This window comes from Leptospira semungkisensis (assembly GCF_004770055.1).
Lineage (GTDB): Bacteria > Spirochaetota > Leptospiria > Leptospirales > Leptospiraceae > Leptospira_B > Leptospira_B semungkisensis.
In genome coordinates this window covers 1,471,223-1,494,360 of record NZ_RQEP01000005.1, presented here as the reverse complement: position 1 = coordinate 1,494,360, position 23,138 = coordinate 1,471,223, and the positions used below count along the sequence as shown (strand labels likewise).

At 43.2% G+C, this 23,138-nt stretch carries 19 protein-coding genes and 1 pseudogene; 11 read left to right on the top strand and 9 right to left on the bottom strand.

Features of this window, described 5'->3' with window-relative positions; genetic code table 11:
* Positions 1-39: 39 nt before the first annotated feature.
* Together EHO59_RS07165 and EHO59_RS07160 are read right to left on the bottom strand one after the other, a co-directional pair.
* Positions 40-1,893 (bottom strand): SpoIIE family protein phosphatase, encoded by a 1,854-nt coding sequence (locus EHO59_RS07165; RefSeq protein ID WP_135586128.1) that lies wholly within the window; start codon positions 1,891-1,893, stop codon positions 40-42.
* 225 nt (positions 1,894-2,118) lie between these two features.
* Complete coding sequence (locus EHO59_RS07160) at positions 2,119-3,354, bottom strand: alpha/beta fold hydrolase (RefSeq protein WP_135586126.1); 1,236 nt, start codon at positions 3,352-3,354, stop codon at positions 2,119-2,121.
* Between the two features lie 105 nt (positions 3,355-3,459).
* Here EHO59_RS07160 and EHO59_RS07155 point away from each other — a divergent pair, with 105 nt between their 5' ends.
* A complete protein-coding gene (locus EHO59_RS07155; protein WP_135586124.1) occupies positions 3,460-3,894 on the top strand; it encodes a hypothetical protein in 435 nt (144 codons plus the stop codon).
* 6 nt (positions 3,895-3,900) lie between these two features.
* Here EHO59_RS07155 and EHO59_RS07150 read toward each other — a convergent pair whose 3' ends face one another.
* Together EHO59_RS07150 and EHO59_RS07145 are read right to left on the bottom strand one after the other, a co-directional pair.
* Positions 3,901-5,451, bottom strand: coding sequence for a glycerol kinase 5 (locus tag EHO59_RS07150; RefSeq protein ID WP_135586122.1), 1,551 nt, complete (start codon positions 5,449-5,451; stop codon positions 3,901-3,903).
* 159 nt (positions 5,452-5,610) lie between these two features.
* Entirely contained in the window at positions 5,611-6,030 is a 420-nt protein-coding gene (locus EHO59_RS07145; protein WP_135586120.1) for a host attachment protein, read from the bottom strand.
* Positions 6,031-6,361: 331 nt separating this feature from the next.
* On the opposite strand from EHO59_RS07145, the gene EHO59_RS07140 reads away from it, so the two are divergent.
* The 7 genes and pseudogenes from EHO59_RS07140 (at position 6,362) to EHO59_RS07110 (ending at position 14,804) form a co-directional block, all read left to right on the top strand.
* A complete protein-coding gene (locus EHO59_RS07140; RefSeq protein ID WP_135586118.1) occupies positions 6,362-7,636 on the top strand; it encodes a hypothetical protein in 1,275 nt (424 codons plus the stop codon).
* A gap of 92 nt (positions 7,637-7,728) precedes the next feature.
* A complete protein-coding gene (locus tag EHO59_RS07135) occupies positions 7,729-8,367 on the top strand; it encodes an HmuY family protein (RefSeq protein WP_135586116.1) in 639 nt (212 codons plus the stop codon).
* Positions 8,364-10,832, top strand: a complete 2,469-nt coding sequence (locus EHO59_RS07130; protein WP_135586114.1) for a TonB-dependent receptor plug domain-containing protein — start codon at positions 8,364-8,366, stop codon at positions 10,830-10,832. Before EHO59_RS07135 ends, EHO59_RS07130 begins: the two co-directional genes overlap by 4 nt.
* 45 nt (positions 10,833-10,877) lie before the next feature.
* Complete coding sequence (locus tag EHO59_RS07125; protein ID WP_135586112.1) at positions 10,878-11,738, top strand: heme/hemin ABC transporter substrate-binding protein; 861 nt, start codon at positions 10,878-10,880, stop codon at positions 11,736-11,738.
* A complete protein-coding gene (locus tag EHO59_RS07120) occupies positions 11,735-12,871 on the top strand; it encodes a FecCD family ABC transporter permease (RefSeq protein WP_246052682.1) in 1,137 nt (378 codons plus the stop codon). Before EHO59_RS07125 ends, EHO59_RS07120 begins: the two co-directional genes overlap by 4 nt.
* An 8-nt stretch (positions 12,872-12,879) precedes the next feature.
* Positions 12,880-13,695: pseudogene (locus EHO59_RS07115) on the top strand (heme ABC transporter ATP-binding protein); the annotation flags it as partial.
* A 17-nt stretch (positions 13,696-13,712) separates the two neighbouring features.
* Entirely contained in the window at positions 13,713-14,804 is a 1,092-nt protein-coding gene (locus EHO59_RS07110; RefSeq protein WP_135586107.1) for a hemin-degrading factor, read from the top strand.
* Between the two features lie 62 nt (positions 14,805-14,866).
* Here the strand turns inward: EHO59_RS07110 and EHO59_RS07105 are convergent, their stop codons facing one another.
* From EHO59_RS07105 to EHO59_RS07095, 3 genes are all read right to left on the bottom strand, one after another.
* Positions 14,867-15,295, bottom strand: a complete 429-nt coding sequence (locus EHO59_RS07105; RefSeq protein WP_135586105.1) for a DoxX family protein — start codon at positions 15,293-15,295, stop codon at positions 14,867-14,869.
* Positions 15,296-15,403: 108 nt separating this feature from the next.
* Positions 15,404-15,985: an MORN repeat-containing protein gene (locus EHO59_RS07100; RefSeq protein WP_135586103.1), complete on the bottom strand. Its 582-nt coding sequence runs from the start codon at positions 15,983-15,985 to the stop codon at positions 15,404-15,406.
* A gap of 95 nt (positions 15,986-16,080) precedes the next feature.
* Entirely contained in the window at positions 16,081-17,292 is a 1,212-nt protein-coding gene (locus EHO59_RS07095) for a metallophosphoesterase (protein WP_135586541.1), read from the bottom strand.
* 144 nt (positions 17,293-17,436) lie between these two features.
* Between EHO59_RS07095 and EHO59_RS07090 the strand changes: the two genes are divergently transcribed.
* Positions 17,437-19,200 carry a GAF domain-containing SpoIIE family protein phosphatase gene (locus tag EHO59_RS07090; RefSeq protein ID WP_135586539.1) on the top strand — a complete coding sequence of 588 codons (1,764 nt, stop codon included), beginning with the start codon at positions 17,437-17,439 and terminating at the stop codon, positions 19,198-19,200.
* Positions 19,201-19,276: 76 nt separating this feature from the next.
* Here EHO59_RS07090 and EHO59_RS07085 read toward each other — a convergent pair whose 3' ends face one another.
* Positions 19,277-20,422 (bottom strand): M14 family metallopeptidase, encoded by a 1,146-nt coding sequence (locus EHO59_RS07085; RefSeq protein ID WP_135586101.1) that lies wholly within the window; start codon positions 20,420-20,422, stop codon positions 19,277-19,279.
* 485 nt (positions 20,423-20,907) lie between these two features.
* On the opposite strand from EHO59_RS07085, the gene EHO59_RS07080 reads away from it, so the two are divergent.
* Both EHO59_RS07080 and EHO59_RS07075 read left to right on the top strand, forming a co-directional pair.
* A complete protein-coding gene (locus EHO59_RS07080; RefSeq protein ID WP_135586099.1) occupies positions 20,908-21,192 on the top strand; it encodes an LIC10816 family protein in 285 nt (94 codons plus the stop codon).
* A gap of 95 nt (positions 21,193-21,287) precedes the next feature.
* On the top strand, positions 21,288-21,950 hold the full coding sequence (locus EHO59_RS07075; RefSeq protein ID WP_135586097.1) for a DsbA family protein: 663 nt from the start codon (positions 21,288-21,290) through the stop codon (positions 21,948-21,950).
* A 111-nt stretch (positions 21,951-22,061) separates the two neighbouring features.
* Here EHO59_RS07075 and EHO59_RS07070 read toward each other — a convergent pair whose 3' ends face one another.
* On the bottom strand, positions 22,062-23,081 hold the full coding sequence (locus EHO59_RS07070; protein WP_135586095.1) for a zinc-dependent alcohol dehydrogenase: 1,020 nt from the start codon (positions 23,079-23,081) through the stop codon (positions 22,062-22,064).
* Between the last annotated feature and the right edge of the window lie 57 nt (positions 23,082-23,138).

The following is a 23,138-nucleotide window of genomic DNA, read 5'->3' as shown; positions in this document are numbered from 1 at the left end:
TTCTCTTTATTAATAATTCCTGACTTCGCTTATGATTCCTTAAACTGCTTCTTTTCTTTGTTCGGCGCCTACCTCTGCGGTCTTACGTTTCACAAGTTCTTCCAATTTCTTGAGAGAGATCTTCAGATACTCGTTCGTAGGCGCACTCTTGATCCCTTGTTGAAGGACCTTGATCGCTTTAGGAGTTTCATTATCTTTCAAATAACATCTAGCTAGTCTTAAACTAGACTTGGCATAAGTATGGTCTATCGCCAAGGAACGTTTCAACGCTCTCTTCGCTTCAGGGATATTGTTCAATTCGTAATAAGCTCTTCCGAGAAGGTAATGGATATGCTCTGACTCTTCTCCACTTGTGCGGATGTATTTCTCCAAGAACTGAACGCTCTTCTCGAAATTTCGATCTCTGTAATACATTTTTCCTAAGAGCACAAGACTGTCTTTGAGAGACTCATCCATGGAGAATACTTCGAGCGCCTTATCGTAAGCGACCTGATCTTTCTTGGCTTTAGCAGCAGACTTCGCAAGTGAAAGAAGTGTCTTTGCTTTTCCTAATTCAGGATTGCATTGAAGTGCTAACAGAGATACGTCATCTCCATTGCGAATATCTCCCTTGTATCTTTTGAATCTTCCGAGCAAAGAACCCACTAAATCTGAAACATAGATCTTATCTCTTTGTTCTTCGATGGTTGCCTTTTCTTGGCGGATCCATTCTATGAAACGCTGGTTTCCTAGTTCTTGTCGTTGGTCGTTCTTTTGTTCAACGATCCCATCGGTAGGTAAGAACAGAATATCTCCAGGAAGGATCTTGCCGTGCTTCTCTTCGAAATTGCTTCTTTCTACTTCAAAGATCCCTAATGGAACTCCTTGTGTATCCAGTTCCTCGATCCTGCCGGTGCCGTTATGATAATGAAGCATTTTCTGGTGAGCAGCATTCACATAAGAATATGTGTAATCGCTATAGACTTTCAGAATGAACGCAGTGAAATACGTTCCGTCCGGAAGTTGAGGACGAACAGATTCTCCCAACTCTGCCATGGTTTCGGACAATCCCATACCCAAAGCAGTACATCTTTGGAATTGATAGTGAATGGACATTGTTACCAAGGCAGCGGGAATACCGTGACCGGAAACATCCACGATGATAGCAGTGATCGAGTTTCCTTGACGAACCACATTGAAGTAATCTCCGGAAACTTCTGTCATAGGCTCATAGTATGTACCGAAATGCAAACCGTTCCAAGGGGCGATTACAGTCTCAACGATCTGACTTTGGACGTTGCGTCCCATGCGCATGTCCCATTCCAACTGCTTTAAGATCTGAGCCTCTCTTTCATTGGCTTTAACCAAACCTTGGATCAGACGTACGCTTGTGATCGCAAGTGCGAGTTGAGAACCTAGGGCTTCTAGGATCTCCAAGTCATCTTCTCTATAAAAAAATTCAGTGTCCGATTCTACTGCGATCGTTCCGAGACAATCTTCTTTGTACATGATCGGAACACACATAACGGCTCGGGTCGTTTCACCCTCATCGATATATTCCACATGATGGCTTAAGTCTTGGATCAGAAGAGGCATGCGAGTCTTGAAAGTGAACCCGGAATATCCTTCGTCTTGGCTCAAGTCTCTGCGAGGAGGAATGGTCTCCTTAAAAAATCGGGAAGGCACCAGAAGATCCCCTTTCCACATTCTGAGAGTAGTGTTATCGCATTCGAAAATATCTTTACAAAGGCTAATTACGATATCGTAAAGTTCTTCTTCTTTATCCGCGTTTGCAAATTCCTTACTGATATAGAGAAGAATATCGATCTTATTCTTCTCCGTTAATCCTCCGACGACCTTTCTCGCCCCTCGGAAGTTCACCACCTTTCTTTGCCCGAATTTTAGTTCTATCATGGTAAAGCACCTCTACGAATCGGATTCTATCTCTCTTAAGATTCGTTTCGCTCTACCGGGTTTTATGCAAATAGCGTACCAATTCTTCAAACTTCAAAATATGCCCAAAATTTGGGATAGTTTTAATTTAATGCTTATATAATAAGCATATTATTTCATTAAGGAGGCAATGATTTGGTGATATTCCGGGAAGAATGCTACTCTTTTGAGGTGGAAAATGAATGGTTATGTCGTTCTAAGGCCGACTCTTTTGCGAATTTTTCTCTCTAATTGTCCGAACCAACTTAGTTTTTTGGAGGTTCCAAACTCTCGTAAGAAAGATTCCACCTTAGGAAATACATCGTCTTCGGCTTTTTCTCCCAGGATCAGACAGCCATGGCCATAGTCTTCGGTGCAGCCTTCTTCCTTAGAGATTATTAGAAATTTCTTATATTTGGCGCCGGCCCTGTCATAAACAAATTTAACTGTCTCAGGAGTTGCAATCGCATCCTTTGCGCCTGCAATAAATAAACTTGGAACGGTTATCTCTTTTTGTAATTCTATATAATCATGAAAGCCATTTAAAGAACTCATCTTCTTGGTTTCTATCCAGGACATGAATTGCTCTATCAGCCCCTCGCTTATATTCTCGATCGCATTCTTCATGACCTTCTTAACCGTTCTCGGTCGAGTGGCCTTCGGATTGTATAAGATCTCATCGATAGGAGTATAGATCTCCCCTGCGAGAGGCGCAAGCATGGAGGCTCCGAATTTCAGATCCAAGACCTTTCTTGCTCTAGGAAATCTAGAAAGTAGGCCGATCAGGCTCAAGCCTAGATGATTTAAATTTCCCGGCCCACCGATAGAAACAAAGGATGCAACCTTCTCCTTTTCTTTCTTGGTAGAAACTCCCAGATAAGAATAAAGGATCATAGCTCCCATCGAATGCCCTACCCAATTCACTCTCTTACTTCCAGTAATCGAAAGCACTTTGGAAAGAATTGCAGGAACATCATATTTTACTAAATCATCAAAAGTAAAATCCTCATACCCTCCTCTACTTTCATGATAGGACGCGCCTGCTCCTCTCAAAGAAACGGCAAACACCTCGTATCCTCTCAGTTTCAAATAATAAGGAAGAGAGTGTCTCTTGTCCAGATCGATCACATACTTGTTCGTTGCGATCCCGTGCACAACAATCACTGGAGCAAGAGTGTGGTTCGGAATCGGGGGAATATGACGATGCAGAGCTATATTCCATCCATCCTTGGTCTTAGCATAATGAACTTCGTCCGCAATATCTTCCTGACCATACAGCCGAGAGATCCAATCCAAAAGAATCGGATATGAGATGAGGATCGCGATCAAGAATAGAGAGAATAAAATGGCCAGAGAAGATGCAAATATCGCAAAAAACACAATGGCGAAGAAGGTTGTGATAAGATAGAAAGGCCCTCTTCTATTTTTAAGGATGGCGATCACAATCAGAGAAGATCGCTCCAGATAATGCGAATGTCAAGTCTTCCCAAACATGCTTGCAGGTATTTTTACTCAGGACAAGATGACTGAAAACCCGGAGTCTTTCCCATGGACAGCAAAACAGAATACAAATTGTATCGATCTCCCTCCGGATGGTATACTATGGTGATTCCGGGTCACTGGCAGAATATAGTGATCGAAGGCATACCTGCCTTTTTCGAAGAGAATGGATCCGGCGCGATGCAAGTATATGCATTCGAGAACAAAGATGGGGTCTTTGATCCAGAAAAGGAATTGGAAAGATATCTAGGGACTCACGGGATAGAATACGAATCGGATAAGGCAGTCGTATTCAACAATAACGAAGGGGCAAAGATCATTGCCTGCGAATTCCTAAAAGAAGATGGCAGACATTGGATGGTATATCTGGTCTCAGCCCAAAAAAGAATGGTGCTCGTCACTTATAACGGAGACGAGGAACCTACAGACGAGTTGGCCGAGCAACTAACGACTGTAGTTAGTTCGATCCGGATCTCTAATTAGAATTTCTTAATCTATCTTAAGAGTAGATTGAACGGCCCTATGCCAACGTTCTAATTTTTCCTTTCTGAGTTTCAGATCCATCTTCGGTTTGAATATCTTATAGCCTTTTTCTAGACTTCTAAGCTCCTCTTTGGATTTCCAAAAACCGGAACCTAGACCGGCCAAGTATGCTGCTCCTGTCGCAGTCATATCAGGCTCGGGGGCTCTCTTCACATCGACCTGGCAAAAATCCGCCAAGCATTGGAGTAGAATGTCCGACTGAGAGACTCCTCCATCCACCATGATAGAACTTACCGGAACATTCGTATCCTTCTTAATTCCTTCTAGAATATCAAATAAAGATAATGCAATTCCCTCTAGGACTGCTCGAGCCACATGCCTTCTGTGAGTTGCGAGAGAAAGTCCAAAAACAGAGGCCTTTGCATTCGGGTTAAAATGAGGAAATCTCATCCCGGAAGCTGTAGGAACAAAGATCACACCTCCCGTATCTTGTGTCTGGGAGGCCAATTCATTCAATACCTTAGGAGTGTCGGAGAGGCCGATTCCCTTTCCCAACCAATCGATCAGAGTTCCCACTGTACCAGTAAACCCTTCTAACATGTATGTTGGTTTTCCGTTCAATCTCCATGCAACAAGAGGAAACAGCCCTCTCTTAGAGATCTTAGGTTTGTCGCCCATATTCATGTCCACAAATGCTCCCGAACCTTGAGAGATCTTAACTCCTCCCTTTTCAAAGCATGCATGACCGAATAACGCAGCCATCTGATCCCCAACTACTGCTCGGATAGGAATTGCAACTCCACCAAAGAGAGAAGGATCCGTAGATCCGAAATCGGCCGCAGTATCCTTTACATTCGGAAAGATCTTAGTCGGGATCCCGAATATGCCGCAAAGAGGTGCATTCCATTGCAACTGGAACGGATTGAACATCCCGGTAACAGTCGCATTCGAAGGATCACTTAAATGTTCCTTCCCTTTTGTGAGTTTGTATACGAACCAAGTGTCCAAGGTTCCGAATAATATTTCCCCCTTCTTAGATCTTTTGCGCAATTCAGGATGATGATCGAATACCCATTTCAAACGAACGGAAGCATGGTCCGTAGTAAACTTAAGTAAATACGTCGCGATCAACATCGGATGACCGGTGATCCCTCCGAGTATACGGGAAACGAATTGGATCAACTTCCATATCGTATTAGAATTCATTTGGTCGGAGGTCTTGCCTGCTCTTACATCCGCCCAACTGATTAGCTTGGTCAGAGGCTTGCCTGTTTCCTTCTCCCATAGAAGGAAAGAACCTCTTTGGTTACAAATACCGATGGAATCTATATTAGAAGGTTGGAATTTTCTATTTCGAAATGTCTTCTTCAAAATGGAAAGAAGAGCCTGCCAAAGTTTATCGGCATCGTGCTCCAAGGCACCCGGCTCGACTATGATAGGCGGAGTTTTTTCGTACTGTCGCGAAACTATTTTGCCTTTCTTATCGAATAAGATCGCACGGATCCCGCTTCCTCCACTATCGATAGAAAGTACGTATTTATCTTTGCTGGCAGCCATTTCCCCTCCGGTTTTTTCTGAGGTAGGATCGAGCATTATCTGCTCTCGTCAAGTGAATACCAGACAAGATTACGAAATAGGATCCTCTTAAAAATGAAAAGGGGCCGACGATAAAATCGAAGACCCCTTTCTTTTTCGAAAGTTTCGGATACTAACGGATCACATCAAAACAGTTTTGAGATGATTCATCAAACTAGCTTCTCTCTCATGAACAATGTCCTTTGGCATTTTATGATAGATCTTTTCTCGAGATTTATCGTCCAGTTTGCCTAGGATCATTCCCATAAAGCCTGGCTCGGAGATCAGTATGAAATTGGAAAAAGAATCCTTCTTTCTTTCAAGATTTACGAAATCACAAAGTTTACCGGCAAAGGCCGCCGCCACTCTCTTCTTAGGTTCGTGAAAAAAATCAAAATCGGATCTAGAAGCCTGTCCAGCCCCGGTTACCAGTTCGGAATTTCTAAGTCTTCCTTCTGGATTCTCCATGGATTGCACCAACTTCAATCCGTTCGTCGGCCCTTGGTATTCAAAAATTTTTGCCTCACTCCGGTTCGCAACCACCACCCATTTTTTCTTCATATCATACCCTCCTTTTTGCGAAGTCATCCTCTTCCAAATGAAAGAGTTTTCGGCCCGATAGTTTTATCCCAGGAGAAGGGGACTCGCAATTACTTTTCCCAAAAAGAAGTGGCTCCTTCTCGAAATAGAAAGGGGAGAGAATCTTTCGGATAACAATTGCTCGACTAAACCTGAACTAAATCAATTCAACATTCTGAGAATTAATCTCATTTTTGTTTGACAAAAGAACCTTCTTATCGATTTTGAGTCCTAGACTCATTTTAAAAAAGCAAACACAGAAACATGACTCCTCGAAAAAGCTAATGAGAACTGAGTCTCATCAGGAGAAAACATGAAAAGATCTATATTGGGAATCTGTCTTTCCGCCTTATTCGCTCTTAGCTTTGCGAATTGCGACGGATTGGCTTCTAAGGGAAGTGATAATTCGCTTTCCGCCCTTGCGTTAGCGGGCCTAGGCTCGTCCACTAGTTGGCCTCCGGCCAGTGTCAGTTGCGAAACTGATCTAGAAAGTTCCTACACTACTGGAACCTATGCGACCCTCTGTACTCCCGCTTCCGGAACAGATTCTGTTCACTTCCGAGTAGAAGGTTTAGAGGCTCTTGGCTTTAACGGATACTTCTATTTATTCAAAGGTCCAAGCGCCGCCCCAGCAAGTACGAGCACTGCTTCAGGTTCCGGAAACCTTGCCCTTGTTCATGGTAGGAACACCGGTGATACGAACTCCAATACTTGGACCAAGTTCGGAGCGGATGGAAACTACCAAGCGGGCGATTCAAGCACTGTATTTGCAGATGCTACCTTCGGAAATCCAGGTCCCTCTGAGCTTTGCGTAGATATTGTTCGTAGATCCGGCAAGACTCCTAGAGCGATCATCTGGGTCACCGGCAAGAACAACGCGAACTGCAAAGTGAAGAATACACTCAAAGAAGCTAATGCGACTAAGGTGATCTCTAACTGGACCAGTGAAACAGTTTCTCTTGCGTCTGGAACCGGAGCTTATTTCAGATTCAGCAACACTTCTCTTTTGACCGCAAAGAAAATCGTGGTATCTAGCGTGACTGCAACTGATACAACCGAGTGCAACACTTCCCTATCTTCTGTCACCACTCCACAAGCTCTTTGTGAGCCTGACGCAGGAACAGGAAAGCATTATAGATTCAATGGAATCCAACTGAGCGGAAACCACGTCGCATTCTGTATGACCAAGGGCTGGTCCGACGCAAGCTGCATGACTGCCGCCGGAACAGGACAGTTTAAATTTACCTTATATAGCGGCGGACCTCCTCCTCCACCCATGAGCTACGTGGACTTCAGCACGGAAGAAGTAAATACCTCTAGCGTTCCAAGCTTCAAAACTAGCAGCGCAGATATTTGCTATGACCTGACTCAAACGTCACCGCCTAGAGTGACAGTATGGGCAACCGGTACAAGCGGAGCAGATTGCGGAAATAAATCCAGTCTGACCGCGAGCAATTCCATCCTGAACAAATCAGATTGGGTTGATACTTCCATACCAGGCACAGGAACAAGCTACGCTACGATCTCTAATACGACAGGAACCACTCCGGGAACTGTTACCGTATCCAGCGATAGCGTTCTTCCTTAAGAAAACGATCACCAATGTCTTCTCTCTCGTCTCTTTTTGGAGGCGTTAGGGAAGACACTGATCTCTGAATTCGAATAGGAAACTATAACATCATGAAATCAATATATTCTTTTATTATAATTCTTTTGGGAATTTCCCTTACATTTTGCGGAGGACCTGACAACGGAGGCGACGACGCGTTAGCTCTTCTCGCAGCTTCTTCCGATCCCGTAGATCCTTGCCTTAATTTTACAGGAGAAGCGACTACGACCGGTTCTTCTACAAAGTCCAGCGAGATAAACGCCAGCTCTGAATCCTGCTGGGTCTATGTGGATCTAAAATCAGGTGGAGTTATAGTCAGCAAGTCAGGCTCTTGGGACATGAAATTCAAACGCTTCGTTCTGGGTACGAATAGTGGAACAAGCGGAGCCGGATCAGGAGGAGCTTGCTTCAATGCGAGTAATGCTTCTTTGGATGATGTAAATTCTTCTAGCTGCACTTTAGAAGTGGATAAGGAGATGACACAAACAGGAGGCGGAGGATTCGGAAATGCGGACGAGAATGCAAGTCCTAGTTTCTGGGATTGGTATGATTATGATTCCGTCACTCATATCTTAACTCCCAAGACTCGTTATTATTTGGTAAGAGCCTCGGATGGTTCTACTTACTTTGCAGTAAAGATGACCGGATACTATGCGAGTGTAGGAGGAACAAGCGGTTATCCACAGTTCCAATGGAAGATAATTCCATGAGAAGAATTTCGAATTCTTCTTACTATAGAATTCTTTACTTTCTTCTCTTCTCTATTCTATGCCTCTCGGGAGCTCCATTGCTTGCGGAGGCAGATATAGCTCCTGAAAAGACTACAGACGAAAAGCAGGAGAAGGAAAAACAAAAGGGCGACTCCGGATCTGGCACAACTTCTGAGACCGGAAATGGAAACGGGAATAGCGCAAATGATAAAGGCTCCATTATCACAATCACAGGCACCAGAAGAAAAGGTCTTCTCAAAGATTCTACGATCACGACAGAAGTAATCACTCGTAAAGACATCGATGCGATGGGAGCTCGGGATCTGTCCAACACGTTAGGCAACGTTCCCGGGATCGAGGTGAGGCCCGCACAAGCTGGAGAAAGAGGATCGACAGTAAGATTGCAAGGTCTATCCGGCCAAAACGTTCTAATCTTAGTGGATGGACAAAGAACAACCGGACGTTTCAGCGGTTCCATCGACCTAACTCGCTTCAAAGCAGAAGATATCGAAAGAATAGAGATCGTAAAAGGCGCATCCTCTGCGCTATACGGCTCCGATGCGATTGCAGGTGTAATCAATATCATCACTAAAGATCAGAAGGATCCGTACTCTTCTAACTTCAGGACATTTGCAGGAGGAGGCAATCCTCTCTATTACGGAACCGGATTGGAGTTTAGGAATTATGCAAGTGTTGGAGTCCGAAGAGGAATCGTGTCCACTCAGTTCACTGCCGGTTGGCATAGAGGAGATGGCTATGATCTTACTCCTGATGCAACATTGGGCCCTAAGAACGGAAGAATAGAAAGTCTCTCTCCGAATTATTCTCCCTTTCCTACAAATATGCCTCTTGCGACAAAGTTGCTGATCGCAAAGAGACATCTGCCTTATACTCCCCCATTAGAATCCACCTCAGGCAGTGCGTTCGAAGATCTCAACGTTTCGAACAAGACCACATTTGATATCAGCGAAGCTTTGAAAGTAGGATTCCAATTTTATTATAGATATTTAAACCAAAGTGCAGTCGATGCTTCTCTTCCTAATACAGTTTATGATCGTAATAATAAGACCCACGATTTTATGGGAGCCTTGAATGCTGATTGGGAATTAACTAAGAATCTGAATTTAAACTTAAACGCGAATTATGCTCGCTTCTTCGATACATACACTTTGGACCAAAGGCAATCGGATGCCTTGGACAAAAGAGAAAAGTTAGACAATGCGGTTACCGAATTTCGTTCTCGTTTAGATCATAAGATCTCCGAAGGACACGTGATCTCTTACGGAGCTGAGACATTGATCGATCAACTTTCCTCCGCAAGGATTGCCCCGGATTGTAAACGCAATTTCCCGTATGTATGTGTGGATGATCTTTTAGGAATCTCGGATACCTACCAAACCAAGAATGGTTACGCGGAGAGACAGAGAACCGCATTCTATGTCCAAGATGAATGGAGGATCTCGAACGCTCCTAGGATTCAGATTGTTCCAGGACTTCGCTCCGACCACGATTCTATCTACGGAGGACAAACTCTTCCCAAACTTGCAGTTCGCTTGGATGTTACCGATAAGTTCAAGATAAGAGCCGCAAACGGGTTGGGCTATCGTGCTCCCAGCTTTCAGGATCTATATTATAATTTTATAAACCCTGGAGTGGGTTATAGAGTGGCAGGAAACCCGGATCTCAAACCGGAGCTTTCTCGCAGCTATAATCTAGGAGGAGAATGGGAACCGAATCGGACCTTCTGGTTTAGTTTTAACTTCTTCTATAATAACGTAGATAATCTCATCGGTTTCAGAACGAATCCGAATCGAGATGCTTCCGGTCTGATCATCTATTCTACTTCGAATTTCCAAAAGGCTCTCAGCAAAGGATTCGAATCTTCTGTTACTGTCAGAGTACATCAAAACGTTTCCTTAGGAAGCGGATACACTTATACAGATACAAAAGATGAACTAACAAATCTTCCTTTAGAAGGAAGGGGTTATCATAGATGGAATGCGAATATTCGATTAGATCATCCTTCCAGCGGTTTTAGCTTCTCCTTATTCGCGGTAGTGTTCGGCAAGCAACCTTACTATTGTCAAAAGAATCCACTTTGGTGTGATCCTCAGCTTTCTTCCGATTACTCGGCGATCACAAGCCTACTCCAAGCAAATACAAATCATCTAATCCAAGAATTGTTCGGCTCCATTCCTCAAGGTATCCAAGACTATTGCACCGAAAGAAATCTTTCTTATTGCACGAGTGCTCCTACATACGGGGTTCGAATGGTGAACCCACATACAAACCTGAACATTCGGGTTTCTCAGAAAATTTTAGGTGCCTTCGAGTTCTTTGCGGGAGTGGACAATTTATTGGACACCTTTGACCTAACTTATAATCCGCAAAAACCCAGGTTCTATTACGTAGGCATCGACGGAAAATTCAGCGGAACTGAATCCTCAGGGGCCTTTTCTAGATAATCGAAATAATATTATAAAAGTAGAATATAAAATCAGGAGAATTTTATGAAACATTTCTTTCTAGCTCTTTCTTTGCTTCTTGCTTCCTTCTCGGGGATCTTTGGAGAAGAGAAATCACTTCGAATCGTCACATTGAACGGAACGGTAACAGAAATCGTATTCGCTTTAGGAAAAGGGAATTTAGTCGTCGGAAATGATACTTCTTCTCTTTATCCTCCAGAGGCAACCAAGCTTCCTAAGATAGGCTACCAAAGAGCACTTTCTACAGAAGGAATCCTTTCTTTAAAACCAAATCTTGTCCTTGGCTTGGAGTATGCGGGACCACCCGAAGTGATCGATCAGTTAAAAAGCGCAGGCTTACAAGTGATTATTTTTCCTGGACTTCCTTCCCTAGAGCAAACACTGCAAAACATTCTTTCTATAGGAAAAGAAATAGGAGCTGAGGAAAAAGCAAAAAAGCTTACACAAGAAATTCGTAAACAAGCAAATCGAGTTACTGAAAAAGTTTCCCGTCTAAAATCAAAACCTAAAGTCTTATTCGTTTATCATAGAGGCACGAATCTAGCGCAAGTCTCCGGAACAGAGACACCCGCAGACGAAATGATCCGACTCTCCGGTGGAGTGAACGCAGTTACAGGATTTAAAGGATTCAAACCGATCAGTCCGGAAGCAGTTATTTCTTCTCAACCCGATGTGATCCTCATACCAAGCAGAGGATTAGAAGGTCTAGGAGGTATCTCCGGAGTACTCGCCCTACCCGGCTTAAAAGAAACTCCAGCGGGCAAAAATGCAAGAGTGATATCTATCGATGATCTAGTTCTTTTAGGTTTCGGCCCAAGACTTGGACAAGGAATGGAAGAATTATACAACAGCTTGCATGCTCCTAATTCCGGAAAGAAACCTTGAGCATTTCGACCAAAGAAAGAAAAGCGCAAGGAACTTCTCTTAACATGCAAGTCGGAGAAGTTTCTGTAAGAAAGAATCAAAGGATCGCTTCTTCCTATGTTTTTATAGGACTGGGGATCCTGATCATATGCGTTGGGATCCTTTCTTTACGATTGGGGTCTGTATCTATTTCCTTCTCTGAGATTTGTAAATTGATTTTCTTAGGAGAAGATTCTCTCTCTTCGTTAGAAGTCCCACACTCTCTTTTGGTTTGGGATCTAAGACTTCCGCGCTTCCTTCTTTCCTTATTGATAGGAGCAGAACTTGCCTGTGCTGGAGTTTGTATCCAAGGATTATTTCGAAACCCTCTCGTAGAGCCAGGCTTTATCGGAGTCGGCCCTGGAGCCGCACTTTCCGCTGCAGTATGGATTGTTTGCTCCGAAAAAATATTCTCCTTTCTTCCTCCCGAACTTAGAGGAAAAGAAAGTTATTTTCTACAAGCATTCGCATTCGGAGGAGCACTCTTAGTTTCCTTCTTCCTTCATTTAGTTTCCAGAAGAGAAGGAGGAGGATTCTCTCTTGTGCTCGTGCTTACCGGGATCGCAGTGAATGCGACTGTGATCTCTCTTTTGGGATTCTTATCCTATCTAGCCGACGATACTCAATTGAGAAATCTCACCTTCTGGAGTTTAGGGAGCATAGCAGGAGCAACATGGCATAAGGTTACTTTATTAAGCGTAGTCTTGACATTCGTTGCCTTATCCTTTCCTTGGTTAAGTAGAGGCTTGGATGTATTAGCCTTGGGAGAAGCGGAAGCATTCTATAGCGGATTTAAAATAAAGAGAATCCGTAATATAACGATTATCTTATCTAGTCTTTTAGTCGGAAGTAGTATATCGATCAGCGGAAATATCGCCTTCGCAGGATTGATCGTCCCTCATATTCTGAGGATGCTATTAGGACCGAGTCATAAAACACTTTTGCCTGCCTCTATTTTAGGAGGAGGACTCTTAGTTTCCTGCGCAGATCTGGCTGCAAGAACCATAGTATTTCCTTCCGAACTTCCGATCGGAATTATTGCCGCCGGATTAGGTGGTCCCTTCTTCTTATCACTCATCCTAAAAGCGAAACGAAAAGAAGGAGAATTCAGATGAGCTTAGTGCTATCTAACGTTTCCTTGGCCCGAGGAGGAAGACTTCTACTTTCCGAGATCAATCTGAGTTTGTATCCAGGAGAATTCTTAGTCATACTCGGTCCGAATGGAGCAGGAAAATCCACTCTACTCAGACTTTTATCGGGAGAGATCTCTCCAGACCAGGGATTTGCACTGCTTGATGGAGTTCCCATCTCTTCTTTCTCTCCGGAAGAATTGGCCGTTCGTAGATCCGTTCTCTCTCAAGAAACTGAGATCCATTTTCCATTCTTAGCGGATGAGATTGTTCGAATGGGCAGATCCTCTTTTCAGCTCAGGGTTTCGAAAGAAGAAGAGGACAGAATGTCTTCGAGAGCGTTCGAAGAAGTTGATTTAGGAGAAAGAGAAAGATTCCAAATTTATAATAAACTTTCAGGGGGAGAGAAGCAAAGAACCCAGATGGCAAGAGTCATTCTGCAAGATATGGATCCTCCTGTGAGAGAAAGATACGTCCTCTTGGACGAGCCTGGATCATCTCTGGATCCGAATCGACTTCATTCATTATTAGAAAATGCAAAGAATCTAAGCAAGAGAGGAAGAGGAGTACTATGTATCCTTCACGATCTAAACTTAGCTCTACGGTATGCGGATCGGATCGCAGTCCTGAAAGAAGGTAAACTGGTAGCCGATGGAACTCCAGATCTGGTCCTGGAGGAAGATTTCGTTCTCGAACATTTTCGCCTCAGAACGAAACGCATATCATTTCCAGAGGGAGGCTTCTATCTTCTTCCCTTAGGACCTGCCAGAAATGAAATTCAAGAAAACTTAATATATAAATCTAGCTAATAAGGAGCACGAAAAAAATGTCCGCCATCGAATCGTCGAACGCAAAAAAACTGATCCAAGCCTGGAAGACTTTAAGAGAGTCAGAACCACGCTTAAGAATGAGAGATATCGCCTCTCGCTTGAATATTTCTGAGGCAGACCTACTCGCTTCCTCTGAGATCACAGAAGAACAAGACTTTCCGAAAGTAAAAAGCCTGGAAGAAAACTGGGGAGATCTATTCTCCAGATTAGGAAGCCTAGAATACGTCATGGTATTGACCAGAAACGAGGCTTGCGTGCACGAAAGAAAGGGTCGTTTCGAAGAAGTCAGTTCCGGCCCCGGAAACATTCTAGTCGTAGGCCCTGATATCGATCTCAGACTATTTCCAGGTGCTTGGAAATTCGGTTTTGCGGTAGAAGAATCCAAAAAGGAAGGAGTCCAAAGATCCTTTCAATTCTTTGACGCAAAAGGAGATGCAGTACATAAGATTTTTCTAACAGAGAGATCTAATATAAAGGCCTGGGAGGATCTAAGATCCGAATTTTCCAAAAAGAATCCTCTCACAGACTCACTACTCCTTCCTAAAGAAGTATTCTCTCCTTCTTCTTTGCCTAAGAAAGAGATCAATGCCGAGACCAAGGAGCAATTCCTTATGGATTGGGGAAGATTAAAAGACACTCATGAATTCTTTCCTTTATTAAGAAAACATGGAGTATCCAGAATCCAATCCATGGAATTGGCAGAAGGAAAATTTAGTCGCAAGCTAGACTCCTCATTGGTCCTAAAAATGTTAGAACTAGCTTCCTTGGATAGAATTCCTATCATGGTATTCGTAGGAAACCAAGGAGCCATTCAGATCCATACAGGAGAAATCACAAATATTAAGGTTTTGGAAAGTTGGTGGAATGTATTAGATCCTGAATTCAATCTGCATCTTAGATCCGATCTGATCTCAAGTTCCTGGATCGTGGAAAAACCCTCCAACGATGGAACAATTCATTCTATAGAAGTCTATGACGAGAACGGAGAATTGATCGTGCAATTTTTCGGAAAAAGAAAACCGGGACAGCCGGAAAGAACGGATTGGATAGGAATACTAGACAGTCTCTCCTCTTCCGTCTCTGCGTAAATAAGAGCGATTTAGATCATCCGAGAAATCGGATGATCTAAACTTACGAATATTTTAAAATTCTAAACGCTCTTGTGTGTCTCTATATAGAAATCGGCGGAGATACGGCCCGATCCATATAAAGAAAAATGCAAAAGTAGCAGTAGTATCATGGAAGCATAAGGTAGATTCGATCCTGGAGATACAAATCCTTCTCTTGCATGGATGAATAGAACAGCGCCGACTAATACAGGCAATTGCAACATCGCCGAGAATCTAGTCAGAAGTCCTAACAATAACAATACTCCTCCGCAAATATGCGCGATCACTATGTAGTGAGCGAGCAATGTAGAAGCATAGGGAGCGTTATTCAATTCCATCAATCGGATCAATGAATCCGTATCCGCGAGGAACTGCAGTCCTTTATAGACAAGAACTCCTCCCAAATACATACGAACTAAATCGATCCACCAATCCCGATGATTTTCTAACCAATCATGCCATCTTTCCATACGGACCTCCGTCCATCGGAAAGATATTCTATCTGTCTTTATATGAAATGCAAGAGCACTTAAAAAAAAGATATCTCTATATCGAACAAACGTTTATTAATGACCGGGTTACTTACAAAGAACTTTATTATTTTCTAACCTACATTTACGAGACTTGCCATTCTTTGTATAGTTACCGTTGCCGGTTCCTTCTCCCGTAAAAGAACCGCTGAATATGGATCCATCCCTAAAAACATAACGTCCGTTACCTGCTTTCCTATCTCCGGACCAGTTCCCTTCGTATCTATCTCCGTCCGAGTAGGCTAGTATTCCCCAACCTTGTCTGAGTTCTCCGGAGAATCCTCCCGAATAAACATCGCGGGTATCATAGAGATAGATACCTTCTCCATTCTTGCAATTTCCCTTCTTACATCCGGGAGCTCCACTTGCATAACTTCTCAAACTAGAAGAAGGAGAAGCTGGTTCCGGTTTTCTTTCGATGCGCTTTCCGTCCGCGTCCTCATCGAAGTATTCTCTGTTCGAAAGATCCGCGTCTTGGTCCCTGTCATCCACCTTCTTCTTAGGTTTCAATCTCTCGATCTCGGTATTGGACTTAGGCTTGGGCTTAGAGCAGTCTAGAAGAAATAAAAACGAAAAGGAGAGAAGAAGAATGGAAGAAACAAAAAATTTAGAGATACGAGCAATATGCATTCTGATTCCTGAAACTCACACTAAGGAGCCTCAGTAGATCAGAATGTCAATTCGAATACGAAAAGATAGAGATCTCTTTGCTTACTATCTGAAGTCTAGGAATGTTTTTCTAATACCAAGACTGTGATCTCGGAAGGAGCTCCGATTCGGAGAGGTGGTCCCCAATATCCAGTCCCGCGACTCACATACAATTGCGTCCCTTCCCACTCACTTAAACCAGCTACGAATTTTTGGAAAAGATGAATGAACACATTCCCTGGGAAATATTGTCCCCCATGAGTATGGCCGGAAAGTTGAAGATCAAATCCTGCCTTTGCAGCTTCGAAGACCGAATTCGGTTGATGTGCAAGTAGAAGTTTGTAATGAGCATTCTCCGTACCTTGAGAGGCTTGCTTAGGGTCTGTCCTATGTCCAGGTATGATTGTATGAGCCTTATAATCCGTCACTCCTGCGACTGCAATCGTAGCTCCATTATGTTCTAGTAATTTATTTTGATTTAATAGAACATGGATACCCATTTCTTCCAGCTCTCGGATCCAAGCCAGAACTCCGGAATAATACTCATGGTTTCCGGTCACGAAGAAGGTTCCATGTTTGGATTTCAGTCCTTTTAGAGGACTCACATGATCGCGCAGCATTCCTACTGTTCCATCTACGAGATCTCCCGTAACGGCAACCATATCCGCTCCTAAAGAATTCGTCTTTCTAACTACTTCCTCGAGGAAACCGCCCTTGATCGTGGGCCCGATATGGATATCAGAAAGTTGAGCGATCTTAAAGCCGTGAAGTCCTTCTGGAAGATCTTTTACCTTAATGCTTACTCTCTTAACGGAAGGGCTTTTCTTTGCCTGGTACATTCCGAATGCAGTCAATCCTCCCGCCATTCCGAGTAACGCGAATGAGGAGAAGCGAGAGATAAAATCCCGTCTGGAGAATCCGGAGCCTTCTTCTGTTTGCGTGGCACTCGCTTGCAATTTATCCGAGATAAAGAGACTTCCTTTCCAAACTAGATTTCCAAGATCTCGGAACACTACGAAAGAAACTAGAATGGTAGAGAAACCCAAGGTGGTGAAAGCAGAGTAGGCCCAAAACTTCTGCCAAGGAGTTTCTCTATAAAACAAGCTAAGAATGTATGCGCTCGGAGTAAGAAGAACCAGAAAAACAACGGCACACCAAAGAAGCACGGACTGGAAAGTATTCAATTCGAAAGGAGCGCTGAGACGACTCGCCGCGTACGAATATCCAAGAAACAGTATTACCGTAAAAACACTGAGAAAAATCACTAATCTTTGCAAATCGAACTCCATCCAAATAGCTCTTACTATCCGACCAAAAAAAGGTCGCATAGTTCCGCGAAAATCGCAACTTCCTTCTCTTTCCATGATTTTGTGGCAGAAAGAAACGACAATCCGTTGACTTGGTTCAGGATCTGTGAGAGTCTTGCCCCATCTATGACCAATACCGACCCGGAAGCCAGGAAATACAGGAGTCTTTTAAATACTAGTACGATCCTGAATGCAAATCTGGATCTCTACCAGTTATTGCCTCTGATCATGTTGTATTCCAAGGATTTACTGGAAGCCGAGGCAAGTTCTCTCTTTCTTTTGGAAGAAAAAGACGGGTTTCTGTATTGCGAGGTAGCCTTGGGAGAAAAGGGAGAGATCATACAAAAGTATGCTCGTCTAGAACCTGGCCAAGGAATTGCGGGTTGGGTAGCTAAAGAAAAGAAACCAATCGTTTTAGATGACGCATATACGGATCCTAGATTCAATCCCGCTCTAGACCAGAAAACAGGGTTTAGAACAAGATCACTCGCCTGCGTTCCCTTGTTCATACAAGACAAGGTGATCGGCACACTTGAAATTTTAAATAAATCCCAGAATAGAAGCTTCGACTCTTCTGATATTGAAGTGCTCAGCTCTCTTTCAGAGATTGCGGCTATCGCGATCAAGAATGCTCAAACCCATGAGTCCTTAAAGAAAAGAGTTCTGGAGCTAAGACTACTTTACGAATTTGAGAAGTTAACTGTAGCTGAAAAAAGTATCCACGAACTTGGGAACTGGCTATTAGATAAGGTACTCGAATTTTTAGAGGCAAAGGCTGGTACGATCTATATCGCGGACCCAACCTTAGAAGTCTTACGTATCCTTGCCGCCAGAGGGATCCCTGAAGATGCGATTCATAATATTCAAGTTCCTTACGGAGAAGGAATCTCCGGCTGGGTTGCTGAGGAAAAGCAAAGCCTTTTGATCCAAAGCCTAGATGAGGATCCAAGATACGACAAGAATGCTAAGTATAAGTTCGAGGCTAACTCTCTTATCTCCGCGCCATTGCTCTATAGAGACGAGCTTCTAGGAGTTATCAGCGTAAATAATAAGTATTCAGGCTTTGCATTTACGAATGCCGATCTAGAAATGCTAGGCGCCATAGCAAATCGACTCAGTGTAACCATCAAGAATGCGAATCTATTCCATAAAGTGATGGATTCAGATAGAGAGTTGAAAAGAGCAAGAGAGGTAATGCATAAGATACTTCCTTCCTCCTTGCCGTACATACCTGGATTGGATTTTGGACTACAGCATCTCCCCTATGATAATGTGGGTGGAGACTTCTATAATGTGATCAAGCTGGACGAAAATAGATCCGCAATCCTAATCGCTGATGTTTCCGGACATGGACTTTCTGCATCGGTCGTTGCAACTGTGATCCATACGGTGGTGGAGACCTTCGAGCATGACACTCTTTGCAGTCCTTCCAAATTTTTTACTGCACTCAATTTTGCATTATACAACAAGCTTGCGGGGAATTTCCTAACAGCCTTCTACGGAGTCATCCATACAGGCACAAATACATTATGTTATTCGAATGCAGGCCATAATCCTCCTATTCTATACAGAAAGGGAGAAGGCACTTCTTCTCATTTAGAAACCAAAGGAAAATTGGTAGGAGTGATCCCGGACCTATTCTTCGAAGAGTATGTAACCGCTTTTCAACCGCAAGACAGATTGGTAATGTATACAGACGGATTGACCGAACATTCAAACGCAGATCGAACTCGTAGATATAGTGAGGATCTCTTGACACTTGCAGTCAGAACATATTCCCAGTCTTCTGCGAATGAGTCTGCCTCTTCACTGATCAAAGAATGTAGGACTTATTGCCATAGATCCGATTTCGAAGATGACGTGACCCTGATGATCGTGGATCGCATCTGAACCTATCTGCAAATTAAACGATTGGCTAGAGGAGATCGAAACCTTCTTCTGTAGAGATTCAACCAGATTGAATTTCTCAAACCTTTGAGAAGCGAGTGATTGTCTCCGGCAAGATCCCGAAGACATGATCCATAGCGGCTAGCCTCCAATCTTCCCTACTCGGATAGAACATCTCTCTAAACTCTTCTTTGATTCGATTTGCAGAAGATTCGGATTTGGATCCTTTAAAACGGATCCGATTCTCGCTGATCATTAAAAAACTGCCTTTCAATGCGCCGGTCAGGCTCATATTCCCGTTGGTGCCCAACTCTACTGTGATCGGAAAGAAATCCTTTTCCTTATTAAAAATCTTTCCAAAGAAGTCTGTGAAATCACCGGAAGTACGATAGAAGTCTTCTTCTCCTTCGTTCAATAAAAGGCCAAAGTCTCCGAATACTTTTCGTAGATTCTTATCTTCCTTAGAACCTGCAGGAGCGTTCTGCATGAGACTCAAACCGTTTCTTTCTCCATAACCTGTATGAAAATCCAAGACCAAGATCTGATCATAAGGCTTTAGAACCTTCTTAAAGAATTTACGAAGACGACGAACCACTGGCTCCGGCTTTCTTCCCCCATAATAGATTCCTTTAGGGAATTCATACTGACCATTCACCGCGGCATCCATCACATACTTAGCGCCGAACCTTGCGACCACTCCCAAGAACCGGATCACAAAGAGAGAATACTCTAATAAATAATTCGTAAAAGGAGTTCCTGGGTTCAGAAAGGTTTGGATCTTTCTGTAATTCTTATTCTTAAACTTCTTATGCAGTTTCTCTCTTTTCAAAGCGAAGTTTCGGTTTAAGTCTACATTCCTTTCGTTCACCCTAAGTTGGTTCTTGAAACCATGAGCGTTAATTCCGTGGATCAGAAGGAAGTCAACATTCTTAGGAAGTTTAAAATGACTCTTTTCGTCCAGAAGGTATTCCTCGATCCATCTTCTTTGAAAAGCAGAACCGGCAAAGCCCTCGATCCCGTGGATCCCTGAGCTCATCACAACGATCCGTCTAGCCGGTTCCTTCTTTTGGCCCAGAAAATAGGTGTCGACCTCTCCTCCGTCTTTCGGAATTTCCAAGGTCTCGAATTGAAACTGCCGAAATCTGGCCTTGAGTTGCTTTTTATAAGTTACGAAAGCCTTTCTGCAAGCCTCGTAGGTCTCCAGATAGTATGAAAGAACGTCCACTCTCTGAAAGATTTCCAGCCGGCCCAGTTTGGTCCAAAGAAATTCTTTCTTTTGGATTACGATTTGATGAATGTTTTCAAACTAGAGTCTAGTAGAAGGAGCCGAATTTCCGCCGATTTGCGTAACCTATAGAGACGAAATACTCTCTTCTTTGCACTATATCGATTTACTCTAGATCAACATACGCATCTATTCACCACGAATAACGGCCCACACGAAAGAAAACACAGCAAAGAGCAAAAACGAAAATCAATATATTATATTTTAATAAAATACTAATACTCCACTACTCTCTTTAAAAAGAAACTGTCCCTTTTGTGATAAATAAAAGAAGTATATGCAATTAATCCTTAAGCGGTATAAAATAATTCCTATATAAACCGCTCGTTATATTACATGCAATTTTTTTAAAATTATTTTTTAGAAACTTTGAAATAAGAGAGAACCCCTAGCGGTCTAACCTAGTACCTTAAGGAGGTATGAACATGGATACAGTGACCATCTTCGCATTAGCGCTTTTGGCTGTTCCTGTGTTTGCCCGGTTTGCCCGAGTATCAAAGGATGCAATGAACCGTTATCACCTGATCGGATTGGGAGGTCTCTTCCTAATTCTTGGTGAAGCTACGAAGATCACTGCGGTTAAGGTAACACCTATCGCAACTGTTCTTCCGATGATAGACATTGCAACTGCGATCCTAGCTTACGCGGGGGTACTTTTCGGGGTAGTGTGGCTGTCGCTCTACTACGTCAAACACCCGAACGAAATCTAAAAGGATCCTCCTAAACGAAAAAGGAATGGAAGGCGGGACTAATCTCCCGCCTTTTTTCGTTTGAAAAGACTGAGGTGTACTGATCTCTGTTATCTGTGGATCTCGAAATCAAGCGTCCTGAAGGCAAACATTCCATCGTTTATGTGGCGGATCCAATCTGCACTTGGTGTTACGGATTCGCTCCCGTCTTCGAAAAAATCAGAGAAAAATACTCGGACAAGATAGACTTCACCCTAGTTTTAGGCGGACTCAGATACGCTCAAGAAGTGGAGTCATTTACGGAAGAAGTCACCGACAAACTCAAATACCTCTGGAAAGAAGTGGAGAGAATGTCCAAGAGATCCTTCCATTATGAGATCCTAAACAATAGATCCATTCGATACGATTCCGAACCTGGTTCCAGAGCGGTTATTACCGCCCAAAGATTAAATCCTAAAATATCCTTTGCCTACCTGGATCGATTGTCCGAAAGCTTTCATGCGCAAGGAAAGGATCCGAATGATTTCCAAAACTATCTGGATATCGCCCAGGAATTATCCCTTTCTCCCGAAGAATTCAAAGAAGTCTACGAGAGAGAAGAAACTCTTTTAGAAACAAGAAACGATTTCAATTACGGGTATATCTTGGGAGTCACAGGCTTTCCCTGTTTGGTTTTTTCGGATGGGATCGACAGAGGGATCCTCACGAAAGGTTTTCTCCCTTTTAACGAAGTGGATGAAATTCTATCCGATTATTTCAGATCGATCGGCAGCTTTTAGACATTACGCGATTTTATATAGTCGATCCTATAGATGAAACTAGAATAAAGTGTTTTAGAAATACTTAAAAAGAAGTTTAGGACCAAGTGCAAGTCCTAAACGAATAAATCACTATCTAACTACGATAAGCTTTGTTTCTTCTTCTAAAAACGCTTCTGCGGCCTCGGACCAGGATGCAGTACGTGTAGTTACCTTAGAAGGATCAAATCCAGCCTCTACTTCTCTTAAAATCTCAGGGATCCATTCTCTGGATCTTACTCTTCCTATCTTGATCGTTGCTCCATTATTATATAATTCTAAATAAGGAATAGGAACATTGTTCGTCCAGAATATGGAAGCGGCGCTAAATATTCCTTCTATTCCCACGGATCTTAGCCCGCAATCCCAACCTTCTGATGTGCCATTCGCCTCTGCGACAATATCGAATTTGCCGAAGCTCTTAGGCATGCTCGACACCTTCTCCACTTGGATCCCGTACGACTGCGCAATATCCAAACGCTTATTGTCTGTATCCAAATATACTACTTTGGGCGAACCCATGTGCTTTGCAAGTGCCGCAGTATATAAACCTATACTGGATGCGAAACCGCCGAGAACTAGAACAGACTGATCTTTGTTTTGTTTTAAGTAAATGCCTGCAAGCTTCCAAGCCTCTACGATATTATCACTGATGCTTGCGATCGAAACAGGATCTATCTTAGAAGAAAATGGAATTAACATCTCCTTAGCATAAGGAACTAAAATAAGATCGGATAAGGCACCGCCATAATCCTTAGCCCCTTTTCCCATTCCATACGCACTGGTATGAGGCACCGTGCTGCAACTCTTTGTTAGCCCGGACTCGCATTGCTCGCAATGACCGCAGGAGATTTGAAAAGGAACTGCTACTCTCATTCCTTTCGAATAGGCCGAAGAAATATCCTCGCTGACCTCTACGATCTCTCCCACAAACTCATGTCCTACCGGGAACGGAGCCCTAAACAATGTCTGTCCTCTAAGAATCGGTAGATCCAAATCGCATCTTGCGACTGCCATTGGCCGAACCAGGGCTTGGTTGAGTCCCGAGATCTTTGGCTCGGGGACTTCTTCCCAATTTAATTGGTTTCTCTTTGTAAATTGTAACTGCTGCATACCATTCTCCGAAATAGACCAATTGGTCTATCATCGCAACTTCCAAGAAGAATACGA

What these genes read in the sequence shown, in the direction of transcription:
- EHO59_RS07125 (WP_135586112.1), top strand. Translation starts at nt 10,878, where the DNA reads ATGAAACATTTCTTTCTAGCTCTTTCTTTGCTTCTTGCTTCCTTCTCG.
- EHO59_RS07150 (WP_135586122.1), bottom strand. Translation starts at nt 5,451, where the DNA reads ATGGCTGCCAGCAAAGATAAATACGTACTTTCTATCGATAGTGGAGGA.
- EHO59_RS07100 (WP_135586103.1), bottom strand. Translation starts at nt 15,985, where the DNA reads ATGCATATTGCTCGTATCTCTAAATTTTTTGTTTCTTCCATTCTTCTT.
- EHO59_RS07090 (WP_135586539.1), top strand. Translation starts at nt 17,437, where the DNA reads ATGACCAATACCGACCCGGAAGCCAGGAAATACAGGAGTCTTTTAAAT.
- EHO59_RS07080 (WP_135586099.1), top strand. Translation starts at nt 20,908, where the DNA reads ATGGATACAGTGACCATCTTCGCATTAGCGCTTTTGGCTGTTCCTGTG.
- EHO59_RS07145 (WP_135586120.1), bottom strand. Translation starts at nt 6,030, where the DNA reads ATGAAGAAAAAATGGGTGGTGGTTGCGAACCGGAGTGAGGCAAAAATT.
- EHO59_RS07135 (WP_135586116.1), top strand. Translation starts at nt 7,729, where the DNA reads ATGAAATCAATATATTCTTTTATTATAATTCTTTTGGGAATTTCCCTT.
- EHO59_RS07140 (WP_135586118.1), top strand. Translation starts at nt 6,362, where the DNA reads ATGAAAAGATCTATATTGGGAATCTGTCTTTCCGCCTTATTCGCTCTT.
- EHO59_RS07110 (WP_135586107.1), top strand. Translation starts at nt 13,713, where the DNA reads ATGTCCGCCATCGAATCGTCGAACGCAAAAAAACTGATCCAAGCCTGG.
- EHO59_RS07105 (WP_135586105.1), bottom strand. Translation starts at nt 15,295, where the DNA reads ATGGAAAGATGGCATGATTGGTTAGAAAATCATCGGGATTGGTGGATC.
- EHO59_RS07070 (WP_135586095.1), bottom strand. Translation starts at nt 23,081, where the DNA reads ATGCAGCAGTTACAATTTACAAAGAGAAACCAATTAAATTGGGAAGAA.
- EHO59_RS07165 (WP_135586128.1), bottom strand. Translation starts at nt 1,893, where the DNA reads ATGATAGAACTAAAATTCGGGCAAAGAAAGGTGGTGAACTTCCGAGGG.
- EHO59_RS07095 (WP_135586541.1), bottom strand. Translation starts at nt 17,292, where the DNA reads ATGGAGTTCGATTTGCAAAGATTAGTGATTTTTCTCAGTGTTTTTACG.
- EHO59_RS07130 (WP_135586114.1), top strand. Translation starts at nt 8,364, where the DNA reads ATGAGAAGAATTTCGAATTCTTCTTACTATAGAATTCTTTACTTTCTT.
- EHO59_RS07155 (WP_135586124.1), top strand. Translation starts at nt 3,460, where the DNA reads ATGGACAGCAAAACAGAATACAAATTGTATCGATCTCCCTCCGGATGG.